Origin of the sequence: Bradyrhizobium sp. BR 10289 (genome assembly GCF_019455385.1) — a bacterium.
Taxonomy (GTDB): Bacteria; Pseudomonadota; Alphaproteobacteria; order Rhizobiales; family Xanthobacteraceae; genus Bradyrhizobium.
Window position 1 is genome coordinate 143,420 of record NZ_JACOFR010000019.1, and the last position, 8,915, is coordinate 152,334.

The 8,915-nt window shown below is 65.6% G+C and carries 10 protein-coding genes; 3 read left to right on the forward strand and 7 right to left on the reverse strand.

What is annotated here, in order from left to right; all coding sequences use genetic code 11:
- Positions 1 to 22: 22 nt before the first annotated feature.
- Together HYH08_RS27025 and HYH08_RS27030 are read left to right on the forward strand one after the other, a co-directional pair.
- A complete protein-coding gene (locus HYH08_RS27025) occupies positions 23 to 763 on the forward strand; it encodes a metallophosphoesterase family protein (RefSeq protein WP_220012868.1) in 741 nt (246 codons plus the stop codon).
- A 5-nt stretch (positions 764 to 768) separates the two neighbouring features.
- Positions 769 to 2,202, forward strand: coding sequence for a serine/threonine protein kinase (locus HYH08_RS27030; protein WP_220012869.1), 1,434 nt, complete (start codon positions 769 to 771; stop codon positions 2,200 to 2,202).
- Between the two features lies 1 nt (position 2,203).
- On the opposite strand, the gene HYH08_RS27035 is transcribed toward HYH08_RS27030, so the two are convergent.
- From HYH08_RS27035 to rpe, 4 genes are all read right to left on the reverse strand, one after another.
- Positions 2,204 to 2,395, reverse strand: a complete 192-nt coding sequence (locus HYH08_RS27035; RefSeq protein ID WP_220012870.1) for a hypothetical protein — start codon at positions 2,393 to 2,395, stop codon at positions 2,204 to 2,206.
- Between the two features lie 25 nt (positions 2,396 to 2,420).
- Complete coding sequence (locus HYH08_RS27040; RefSeq protein WP_220012871.1) at positions 2,421 to 2,600, reverse strand: hypothetical protein; 180 nt, start codon at positions 2,598 to 2,600, stop codon at positions 2,421 to 2,423.
- Between the two features lie 3 nt (positions 2,601 to 2,603).
- Positions 2,604 to 2,738, reverse strand: a complete 135-nt coding sequence (locus HYH08_RS37715; protein WP_283844168.1) for a hypothetical protein — start codon at positions 2,736 to 2,738, stop codon at positions 2,604 to 2,606.
- A 149-nt stretch (positions 2,739 to 2,887) separates the two neighbouring features.
- Positions 2,888 to 3,589, reverse strand: a complete 702-nt coding sequence (rpe, locus tag HYH08_RS27045) for a ribulose-phosphate 3-epimerase (protein WP_220012872.1) — start codon at positions 3,587 to 3,589, stop codon at positions 2,888 to 2,890.
- Between the two features lie 252 nt (positions 3,590 to 3,841).
- Here rpe and HYH08_RS27050 point away from each other — a divergent pair, with 252 nt between their 5' ends.
- Complete coding sequence (locus tag HYH08_RS27050) at positions 3,842 to 4,636, forward strand: EF-hand domain-containing protein (protein WP_220012873.1); 795 nt, start codon at positions 3,842 to 3,844, stop codon at positions 4,634 to 4,636.
- 13 nt (positions 4,637 to 4,649) lie between these two features.
- On the opposite strand, the gene HYH08_RS27055 is transcribed toward HYH08_RS27050, so the two are convergent.
- The 3 genes from HYH08_RS27055 to HYH08_RS27065 are packed head-to-tail and all read right to left on the reverse strand — an operon-like array spanning position 4,650 to position 8,745.
- Positions 4,650 to 4,862, reverse strand: coding sequence for a KTSC domain-containing protein (locus HYH08_RS27055; protein WP_220012874.1), 213 nt, complete (start codon positions 4,860 to 4,862; stop codon positions 4,650 to 4,652).
- 49 nt (positions 4,863 to 4,911) lie between these two features.
- Positions 4,912 to 5,907: a P1 family peptidase gene (locus tag HYH08_RS27060; RefSeq protein WP_220012875.1), complete on the reverse strand. Its 996-nt coding sequence runs from the start codon at positions 5,905 to 5,907 to the stop codon at positions 4,912 to 4,914.
- Positions 5,908 to 5,964: 57 nt separating this feature from the next.
- Complete coding sequence (locus HYH08_RS27065) at positions 5,965 to 8,745, reverse strand: PAS domain S-box protein (RefSeq protein ID WP_220012876.1); 2,781 nt, start codon at positions 8,743 to 8,745, stop codon at positions 5,965 to 5,967.
- Positions 8,746 to 8,915: the final 170 nt, after the last annotated feature.

The following is an 8,915-nucleotide window of genomic DNA, read 5'->3' on the forward strand; positions in this document are numbered from 1 at the left end:
AGAATCTGAGGGTGGAGGGTGCGTGCTTCTCGCGGTTTTCTCGGATATCCACGGCAACAGGCAGGCGTTCGAGGCCTGCCTGAAGCTTGCCCGCGCGAAGGGGGCAGAGAGGTTTGCCCTGCTCGGCGATTTCGTCGGCTATGGCGCCGATCCGGAATGGGTGGTGGATACCGCGATGCAGCTGGTGGCCGAGGGCGCGATCGCCGTGCGCGGCAATCATGACGAGGCGGTCAACTCCACCACCGAGAGCATGAACAACGAGGCGCAGATCGCGATCGAATGGACCCGCGGGCGGCTCGACGTGGCGCAGCGGCGGTTCCTCGCCGAGTTGCCAATGCTGGTGGATGAGAAGGAGCGCCTTTACGTCCATTCAGAGGCGTCCAGCCCCCAGCGCTGGACCTATGTCCGCTCGACGACGGACGCCGCCAAGAGCCTGATCGCGACGCCCGCCCACGTCACCTTTTGCGGCCATGTCCATCGGCCCGCGCTCTATTCGATGTCGGTGACGGCGAAGATGACGAGCCTCGTGCCCAAGACCGACGTCTCGGTGCCGCTGCTGCGCGGACGGCAATGGCTGGCGGTGCTCGGCTCGGTCGGCCAGCCCCGCGACGGCGATCCGTCCGCGGCCTTCGTGCTGTTCGACACCGTGTCGTGCCAGATCACCTATTGCCGCGCGCCCTATGACGTCGCGACGGCCGCGAGCCGGATCCGCGAGAACGGCCTGCCACATTGGCTCGCCGACCGCCTGTCGCAGGGGCGCTAGCGACAATGCCAAAACCCCTGGTCAAGTCAGGTGCCGTGATCGACGGCTACACCATCGGCGAATGCGTCCATGCCGGCGGCATGGCGACGCTGTGGACGGTCACTCATCCCGGCATCGACGTGCCGCTGCTGATGAAGATCCCGCGGGTATCGGAAGGCGAGGACCCAGCCGCGATCGTCTCCTTCGAAATGGAGATGATGATCTTGCCGCGGCTTGCCGGGCCGCACGTGCCGGCCTGTTTCGGCACCGGCGATTTCGCCCATCAAGCCTATGTCGTGATCGAGCGCATCGCCGGCACCACGCTCTACAAGCGGCTGCCCGATCTGCCGCTGCCTTACGACGAGGCGCGGCAGCTCGTCGCCAAAATTGCGACGGCGCTGGCCGATCTGCACCGGCAGAACGTGATCCATCACGACATCAAGCCGAGCAGCATCATGTTCCGCGAGAGCGGCGAGGCGGTGCTGATCGACTATGGCCTGTCGCACCACAACCATCTGCCCGACCTGTTGCAGGAGGAGTTCCGCCTGCCTTACGGCACCGCGCCCTATATGGCGCCCGAGCGGCTCTTGGGCGTGCGCGACGATCCGCGCAGCGATCTGTTCTCGCTCGGTGTGCTGCTGTATTTCTTCACCACCGGCGAGCGTCCGTTCGGCGAGGGCGAGACATTGCGCGCGATGCGGCGCAGGCTCTGGCGCGATCCGCATCCGCCGCGCAAGCTCCGCGCCGACTATCCGCCCTGGCTCCAGGAGGTGGTGCTACGCTGTCTCGAGATCGATCCGGCGTGGCGCTATCCGACCGTGTCCCAGCTCGCCTTCGATCTCGCCCATCCGGACCAGGTCAAGCTGACGGCGCGCTCGGAACGTCTGAAGCGCGATTCCCTCAGCGTCGCGTGGCGCCGCCGCTTCAATCTGGGCGCCGTCCAGCCGCGCGCGACGGCGGATGTCGCAGCTCAAATCGCGTCAAGCCCGATCCTGGCGGTCGCGCTCGACACGGCGGAAGGCGCCCCCGAGCTGAACGAGGCGCTGCGTATCACTACCGAGCGCATCCTGGCGACGCTGCCCTCGGCGCGGCTGGCCTGCGTCAACGTGCTGAAGCTGAACCGCATCGCCGTCGACAAGACATTGGACGAGCAGGGCTCCAACAAGCACATCGACCGCATGGTCGCGCTCAGGCATTGGGCGGCGCCGCTCAAGCTCGATGAAAGCCGGCTGACGGTCCATGTGCTGGAGGCGGTCGATCCCGCGACGGCGCTGCTGGAGTTCGCCGAGATGAACTCGGTCGACCATCTCATCATCGGGGCGCGGCAGGGCTCGTTTCGACGCACGCTGCTCGGCAGCGTCTCGGCCAAGGTGGCCTCGGAAGCGGCCTGCACCGTTACCGTGGTGCGGCCGCCGCGGATGGCGACGGCGAAACCGGGCGCCGGTGTGGTGTGGGGGTAGATCAGGCCGCGTGAGCGGTGTGGACGGAGCGCTTGCGGCGGATCGGCCAGGTGAACTGCGGACCAGGCTCACCGTGGTCTGCGCTGCCGCCGAAATACTGGATGATCTCGCGGCAGGGCTCGCAGTTGAAGAGATTACGCGACGCGGACGCCTTGGTCATTTCCTTCAGGCAGTTCGGGCAGTGCGGCTTCATCGCTTCAGGTCCAGAAAAAAGATTGTCAGTGCCGGCGCGGTGACCGGAGCGGGTGATCCAGGTCCGCCTTCTCGGGCCCGGTGTCGTCGCGCGTCTCGCCTTCGGTCCGTTCGAGCCGACCGAAGAAATAGTCGAGGTCCGGATGCGGGCGCCGCGGGATGCGGCACCGGCGCTTCGGTTGACGCTTCACGAGTGCGAACTGCACGGGTCAGATCCGGTTGCGGCGGATGTGACGCGCCGAACGTGCCGGGACCTGCACCGGTCCGGCCGACGGACCAAACACAACAAAGGCACAAAAACCGATCCACAACGCCACGCCAGTCCAAACCAGGGTCGTTGTCATGATGTGCTCCCGCGAAAACAGGCAGGAATCACTTGCAGTGATTTGCGCGAATCAGGGAAGCCCGGAGGAGTACGGATCAAGGTTGCAATTTTAGGCATTGCGCCTCGCAATGCCCGTAGAAGCCGCAGATGACGCGGCGTCTGTGCGCGTCAGATCGCTTCGCCGCGCGCCCCGAGCGCCGCGTTGCGGATCGCGGCGATGTTGGCCTTGTAGGCTTCCTGCGTGCCGCCCTTGAACACGGAGGTGCCGGCGACGAAGGCGTTGGCGCCGGCTGCGGCAAGGGGACCGGCGACATCAGGGCCGACGCCCCCGTCGACCTCGATGTCGATCGGCCGGCCCGCCGTCATCGCGCGGATGTCGCGGATCTTGGAGATCGCGGAGGGGATGAAGGCCTGGCCGCCGAAACCGGGATTGACCGACATCACCAGCACGAGATCGACGAGATCGAGCACGTATTCGAGCGCGCTGATCGGCGTGCCCGGATTGAGCGAGACGCCGGCCTTCTTGCCGAGGCTGCGGATCGCCTGAAGCGAGCGATGCAGATGCGGGCCTGCTTCGGCATGCACCGTGATGTGGTCGCAGCCGGCTTTCGCGAAGGCCTCGAGATACGGATCGCAAGGCGAGATCATCAGATGCGCGTCGAAGATCTTCTTCGTGTGCGGGCGCATCGCCTTGATGACGTCGGGGCCATAGGAAATGTTCGGAACGAAATGTCCGTCCATGACGTCAAGATGGATCCAGTCGGCGCCGGCCGCATCGACGCTGCGCACCTCTTCGCCGAGCTTCGAGAAGTCCGAGGCCAGGATCGAGGGCGCGATGGCCAGGGGGCGGGGGGCGAAGGCTTGGGTCATGGCGCGGTTTCCCGTGGCGGCCGAACGAGGAATGGGCCTCGCTAACATGGGCCTCCGTAGCGGGCAATGCAGGGGAGGCGTGCTTCCTGTGGGCGGAAATTTCTGCCGCGACCGGCATGAATTGCCGGTGTTCCCAAGGCCCGCAAAGCGCGGTAACGGCGGATATCATTGAGCTTTTTACGTTGGCACGTCGCTTGCTGACCTCACCGCATAGCATTGACCGCGGCACGCCGCATCCGTTGGAGTTGTGCAATGTTGTTTGCCCTTGGTGCCGTATCGAGTGCGCTCGACGCGATCCAGTCGCTGACGAACTCGAAATCGTCCTCGTCGACCCAGAAGACGGGGTCCTCGCAGAAGGCGGCGACCAATCCGTTCGCGATCGACAGCAGCAGCAACAGCACCACCGGCGCGACCTCGTCGGTCAATGCCGGCAAAACGCCGCAGATCTCGCCGGAGACGATGAACGCCCTGTTCGCCGCGCAGAGCCAATCCTCGGACAGCGCCGGCAGCACGGCGACCTCGACCTCATCGAGCTCGACCTCCTCGACGTCGACGAGCCGCGACGCTGCGCTGAAGGACCTGTTCTCGCAGATCGATGCGGACGGCGACGGCAAGATCACCAAGTCCGAATTCGAGAACGCGCTCGGGGCCGGCGGTACCAATCTTGCGCAGGCCGACGACGTGTTCTCGAAGCTGGATTCGAATTCCGACGGCAGCGTCAACCTCGACGAGATGTCGAAGGCGCTGAAGAGCGGCCATGGCGGTCATCACCACGCGCAGGGTGCGAGCGGCTCAGGCGACGGATCGGATTCCTCCTCGTCCTCGTCGAGCGGCGGTTCGACCTCGACCACGACGACAGCTGCCGACGGCTCGACCACGACCACCGTCACCTATGCCGACGGCTTCAAGATGTCGACGACCGTGCCGGGCGCGAATGCGTCCCGCAATTCGGCTTACGATCTGTTTGCACAATTGATGCAGCAGCAAGGTGGGCAGGGACAGGGCGCTTCAGCGCCTGCGGGCTCGTCCATGTCGATGAGCGTATGAGCCGCATCTCCGGCTAACCGACATCCGCGTGAGTGATATCACGATACGCATAGCGATCACGGATCTCGTGGTTGAAGAACGTGCCCTTTGAAAACGCGTTCCTGAACGCGGCGGCGACCTCGGGTGGAACGTCCTCGTAAACATAGATGCGTCCGCTGACGAAAGTCACCTTCAGCTCGCGCGTGTCGGGTAAGTAGCGAAAGAAGCGGATCACGGAAGACGGCATGACGGTGCACCTTGGGCCGTCAGTTAACGCCCGGTCCGCCGTTTCGTTGCTAGCCGAACCGATCCTTCCAAGCCGGCAGCGCGCCGGCGAACGGCAGCGCTGTCGCACTGTAGACGCCCCGCGCGACGGCGCGCGCGACCACGTTGGCGGCGGCGGTGCCGAGCTCGGTGAGGCCGACCAGCGGATCAATCGGCTTCTCGCAGGTTGCTGCCGCAAACAGCACGTCGCCATCGGTCGGCGCATGCACCGGATAGATCGCGCGCGCCATCCCGGTGTGTGCGATCATGGCAAGGCGCTTTGCCTGGGGTTTGGTCAGCACCGCATCGGTAATGACGGCGCCGATCGTGGTGTTTTCACGCGCGCTCGCGGCGGGGCCACCCTTGATACGCATTTCCAGCATGTCCGGCGTGAATTTCGGCGGCAGGCCGCGCCCGCCGAATTCGTCGTTCTGCTCGAACGGCGCGGCCCAGAACCACGGCCCGTCGCCTATTGTTGCACTGCCGACCGCGTTGACGGCCATGATGGCGGCGACTTTGATGCCGTTGGGAAGAACCGCGGAAGCCGAGCCGAGCCCGCCCTTGAAGGTCGCGGTGGTGGCGCCCAGGCCCGCGCCGGCGCTGCCCAGCGCAAAATCGTGGCCTGCCGCCATGGCCGCGGCATAGCCGAGGTCGCGATAGGGCGAAAAGCGGCCCCAGCCCTTGTCGCCGCCGTTGAGCAGATCGAACAGGATCGCGCCCGGCACCAGCGGGATCACCGCGCCGCGGATATTGAGACCGCGGCCGTGTTCGGCGAGCCAGGCCTGCACGCCGGCGCCGGCCTCGATCCCGAAGGCGGAGCCGCCGGACAGCGCGATCGCATCGACGCGTTCCTGCGTGCTGGCAAGATCGAGCAGCGAGCCCTCGCGCGTGCCGGGGGCGCCGCCACGCACGTCGATCGCCGCGATCGCGGGGGAGTCGAAGATGATCGCGGTCGTGCCGGATGCAACTCTTGCATCTTCGGCGTGGCCGACACGGACGCCGGCGATATCGGTCAGAAGGTTTTTCAAGGACGGCACTCCGTGGCGCTGCTTGGCCTCAAGCGATAGCGCACGCGGGGGGCATGCTCAACTCGCCAGTGCGGTCCTCAGCATCTTGGCGAGCTCCGACTTGCGGTACGGCTTGGGCAGCAGCAGCACGCCGGAATCGAGCCGACCGTGATGGACGATGGCGTTCTCGGTGTAGCCCGAGGTGAACAGCGTCTTCAGATCGGGACGCCGCCGCACCGCCTCGTCGGCGAGCTGGCGGCCGTTCATGTTGCCCGGCATGATGATGTCGGTGAAGAGCAGGTCGATGCCGTCGTCGGCATCGATGATGGTGAGGGCTTCGGCCGCGTTGCCGGCCTCGAGCGTCGTGTAGCCGAGGCTCTTGATCTGGGTCACGACATATTGCCGGACCAGCGCGTCGTCCTCGACGATCAGGATCTTCTCGTTGCCGCCGGCGATGGGCGTGTTCTGAAGAGCCTCGAACTCGGTCTCCTGCACGCCGCTCGAGCGCGGCAGGTAGATCTTCACGCTCGTGCCGTGACCTTCTTCGCTGTAGATCTTGATGTGCCCGCCGGACTGCTTGACGAAGCCGAACACCATGCTGAGCCCGAGTCCGGTGCCCTTGCCGACTTCCTTGGTGGTGAAGAAGGGATCGAACACCCGCTCGATCAGGTCCGGCGGGATGCCGGTGCCGGTGTCGCTGACCGCGATCATCACGTAATTGCCGGCGACGACGTCGGGGTTCATGCTGGCATAGCCGTCGTCGAGGAAGATGTTGCGGGTTTCCAGCACCAGCGTGCCGCCGTCGGGCATGGCGTCGCGGGCATTCAGCGCGAGATTGAGAATCGCGGTGGAGAGCTGGCCCGGGTCGACAAGGGTCGGCCATGCGTCCTCGGTCAGCTGAGGCACGATGGTGATCTGCTCGCCCAGCGTCGGGTGCAGCAGCTTGGCGGCCTCGAGTGCCAGTGCATTGACGTCGATCTCGCGCGGTTGGAGCGGCTGCTTGCGGGCGAAGGCGAGCAGATGTTTCGTCAGTTGCGCGCCGCGCTCCGCGGCATCGTCGATCAGCTTGGTGATCGCGGCAAGCTCGGGCCGGTCGGCGACGGCATCGGCGAGAATGCCGATCGTGCCGGTGATGACAGTCAGCACGTTGTTGAAGTCGTGGGCGACGCCGCCGGTCAGCTGGCCGATGGAATCCATCTTCTGGATCTGCCTGAGCTGGGCCTCGGCGGTCTGCTTCTCGGTCAGGTCGCGGCCGATGAAGAAGTGCCGCTTCACGGGCTCCGACCAGGTGCCCATCCAGTTCAGTGTCACCTCGTGACCGTCGTAGTGATAGTAGCGCGCCTCGAAGCTGCGCTTGACCGCGCCCCGCCGCGCCGCGCGCATCTCGCCCCGCGTCTTCTCGAGGTCGTCGGGGTGAATGAATTCGATCGCGCTGTGCCCGACCATGTCCTCCGGGCTATAGCCCAGGATGTCCTTCACGCTGGGGCTGACCTGGATGAAGTTGCCAAAGCCGTCGGTGACCAGGATCAGGTCCTGCGAGGTCTCGAAGATGCGCTGGCGCTCCTCGATCTCGCGGTTGAGCAGGGCCTCTGCCCGCTTGCGCTCGGTGATGTCGCGGACCACCTTGGACGCGCCGATGATCTTGCCCTCGCGGGAGCGCAGCGGAACCTGGGTCATCACGACGTCGATGGGCTGGCCGTTCTTGTGCAGCCGTACGGTCTCGAACTGGTCGATGACCTCGCCGTTGCGGGTGCGGGCCAGATTTTCCGCGATGTCCTCGCGCTGGTCGACCGGCATGATGATGTCGACCTGGCGGCCGACCGCCTCCTCGGCGGAGTAGCCGAAGACGCGCTCGGCCGCATGGTTCCAGGACGTGATAGTGCCGTCGAGCGACTTGGTGATGATGGCGTCGTTGGAGGATTCGACCACCGCGCTGAACAACCGCTCGCGCTCTGCGTAGTAGTTTCTCTCCGTGCTCGATTGTCGCTGCAGCGCGCCGACTAGGCCCGCGGTGTTGGCCTGGAGGCGCACGTTCTCGATCAGCAGCACCGCGAGCACGAAGCTCGACGCGCACAGGCCGTAGAGCCGGCCGGCGTAGAAGCCGAGATCGTAGCGGGCGACGTTGACGATCGCCGACAGCGCGATGTCGAACAGCCACGCGCACATCGTGACCATGAGCCAGACGTCGATCACCGTGTGCGGTTTGCGAAACCACAGCGTGACCAGCGCGGCGAAGCTCAGGGACCACACGAACGACACCACGCCGATCATGGTGTTGGTGTAGTGGCCGTCCTTCAGCAGGACCGGGAGCAGGCCGTGCTGCGCCGTCACCAGCCAGGCAAAGACGGCCATTGCGGCGACCACGCCGGCGACGGCAAGAGCAATCGCGCGCGACGTCGTGCCCGCGACCCTGTCGCCGCCATTGCTGTCTTTTCGCGAGGCATAGGCCAGCACGAACAGCGGGAAGCCGCCGTGCCAGATCATGTAGAGCCAGACGGTGGTCTGCGAGCCGGCGCCGAACAGTCCGGTCGGGGCAAACAGTCCGGGGAAGGTCAGGGCATGGGTGACCGCAGCCGCCGCCGTGAACAGATAGCCGGTCGACAGCAGCAGCAGGGCACGGCTGCGCAGGACGGCGAATTGCGACAGCAGCAGCACGGCCGTGATGACATCGCTGACCGCGAGCGCCGACTGATAGCTCGCCACGAAGGCCGGCACCTGAGCCAGCGGCATGCCGGCGAACGGCACCGCCAGCGCGAACAGGATCGCGGAGATGCCGACGATCGCCAAGGCCGCCCTGCGGTCGCTCTGCGTCGCCGCCAAGGTCGACAGGAAGGTGTTTCGGTCGTTGGGCGCTAGCACGTCGATCTCTCGTAAGCCGCCATGGTGACCTCGTACGTCAATCTCTTACGGCCGGATAGCCCTCTATGGTAGCGGGCTCCGGGCGCGCGTCCTGACAGAAAGCGCTTGCGACTCAACCGAGGGTTACAGCTTACTTAACTTGGAGGGGTATTCGGAACAGGTAAGAGGTA

What these genes read in the sequence shown, in the direction of transcription:
- HYH08_RS27030 (WP_220012869.1), top strand. Translation starts at nt 769, where the DNA reads ATGCCAAAACCCCTGGTCAAGTCAGGTGCCGTGATCGACGGCTACACC.
- HYH08_RS27035 (WP_220012870.1), bottom strand. Translation starts at nt 2,395, where the DNA reads ATGAAGCCGCACTGCCCGAACTGCCTGAAGGAAATGACCAAGGCGTCC.
- HYH08_RS37715 (WP_283844168.1), bottom strand. Translation starts at nt 2,738, where the DNA reads ATGACAACGACCCTGGTTTGGACTGGCGTGGCGTTGTGGATCGGTTTT.
- rpe (WP_220012872.1), bottom strand. Translation starts at nt 3,589, where the DNA reads ATGACCCAAGCCTTCGCCCCCCGCCCCCTGGCCATCGCGCCCTCGATC.
- HYH08_RS27050 (WP_220012873.1), top strand. Translation starts at nt 3,842, where the DNA reads ATGTTGTTTGCCCTTGGTGCCGTATCGAGTGCGCTCGACGCGATCCAG.
- HYH08_RS27055 (WP_220012874.1), bottom strand. Translation starts at nt 4,862, where the DNA reads ATGCCGTCTTCCGTGATCCGCTTCTTTCGCTACTTACCCGACACGCGC.